The organism is Arthrobacter sp. E70 (genome assembly GCF_058266945.1).
Genome location: NZ_JBYQFR010000032.1, coordinates 1 through 1,858 on the forward strand (window position 1 = coordinate 1; position 1,858 = coordinate 1,858).

Below are 1,858 nucleotides of genomic sequence, written 5' to 3' on the forward strand. Positions count from 1 at the left end.
TCCTGTTGCCTCAGGACCCAACAGTGTGCCATACACCACCCGGCGAAACGATCCAGCCGCGTTCCAGAACACCCACCCCAAAAAGGGAAAGCATTCGTACTAACAACCGGTCCGTGCCACCAGGCACCTATTCGTTGATATTCCACCCATGAGCACCCGCCGCAGAACATACGCCTGCGCAACGGGCTTGCTTCCTGACAACACCACACCACCGCATACACGATGACATGACTGCTGTAGGTGCTCCTTAGAAAGGAGGTGATCCAGCCGCACCTTCCGGTACGGCTACCTTGTTACGACTTAGTCCCAATCGCCAGTCCCACCTTCGACAGCTCCCTCCCACAAGGGGTTAGGCCACCGGCTTCGGGTGTTACCAACTTTCGTGACTTGACGGGCGGTGTGTACAAGGCCCGGGAACGTATTCACCGCAGCGTTGCTGATCTGCGATTACTAGCGACTCCGACTTCATGGGGTCGAGTTGCAGACCCCAATCCGAACTGAGACCGGCTTTTTGGGATTAGCTCCACCTCACAGTATCGCAACCCTTTGTACCGGCCATTGTAGCATGCGTGAAGCCCAAGACATAAGGGGCATGATGATTTGACGTCGTCCCCACCTTCCTCCGAGTTGACCCCGGCAGTCTCCTATGAGTCCCCGGCCGAACCGCTGGCAACATAGAACGAGGGTTGCGCTCGTTGCGGGACTTAACCCAACATCTCACGACACGAGCTGACGACAACCATGCACCACCTGTAAACCGGCCCCAAAGGGGAAACCACATTTCTGCGGCGGTCCGGTCCATGTCAAGCCTTGGTAAGGTTCTTCGCGTTGCATCGAATTAATCCGCATGCTCCGCCGCTTGTGCGGGCCCCCGTCAATTCCTTTGAGTTTTAGCCTTGCGGCCGTACTCCCCAGGCGGGGCACTTAATGCGTTAGCTACGGCGCGGAAAACGTGGAATGTCCCCCACACCTAGTGCCCAACGTTTACGGCATGGACTACCAGGGTATCTAATCCTGTTCGCTCCCCATGCTTTCGCTCCTCAGCGTCAGTTAATGCCCAGAGACCTGCCTTCGCCATCGGTGTTCCTCCTGATATCTGCGCATTTCACCGCTACACCAGGAATTCCAGTCTCCCCTACATCACTCTAGTCTGCCCGTACCCACCGCAGATCCGGAGTTGAGCCCCGGACTTTCACGGCAGACGCGACAAACCGCCTACGAGCTCTTTACGCCCAATAATTCCGGATAACGCTTGCGCCCTACGTATTACCGCGGCTGCTGGCACGTAGTTAGCCGGCGCTTCTTCTGCAGGTACCGTCACTTTCGCTTCTTCCCTACTGAAAGAGGTTTACAACCCGAAGGCCGTCATCCCTCACGCGGCGTCGCTGCATCAGGCTTGCGCCCATTGTGCAATATTCCCCACTGCTGCCTCCCGTAGGAGTCTGGGCCGTGTCTCAGTCCCAGTGTGGCCGGTCACCCTCTCAGGCCGGCTACCCGTCGTCGCCTTGGTAGGCCATTACCCCACCAACAAGCTGATAGGCCGCGAGTCCATCCAAAACCACAAAAGCTTTCCACCAACCACCATGCGATGGAAGGTCATATCCGGTATTAGACCCAGTTTCCCAGGCTTATCCCAGAGTCAAGGGCAGGTTACTCACGTGTTACTCACCCGTTCGCCACTAATCCACCCACAAGTGGGCATCATCGTTCGACTTGCATGTGTTAAGCACGCCGCCAGCGTTCATCCTGAGCCAGGATCAAACTCTCCGTTGAAGTAAAACAAAAACAGACACAACCAAAACCACCGGAAATAACGGCGACAAAAGCTGCACAAAATTTGAAACCAGCTAAAAAACCA

At 56.0% G+C, this 1,858-nt stretch carries 1 rRNA gene; it reads right to left on the reverse strand.

From position 1 onward, the window contains the following. Window positions 1–251 precede the first annotated feature (251 nt). Window positions 252–1,773 (reverse strand): 16S ribosomal RNA (locus AC3IMC_RS20385). Between the last annotated feature and the right edge of the window lie 85 nt (window positions 1,774–1,858).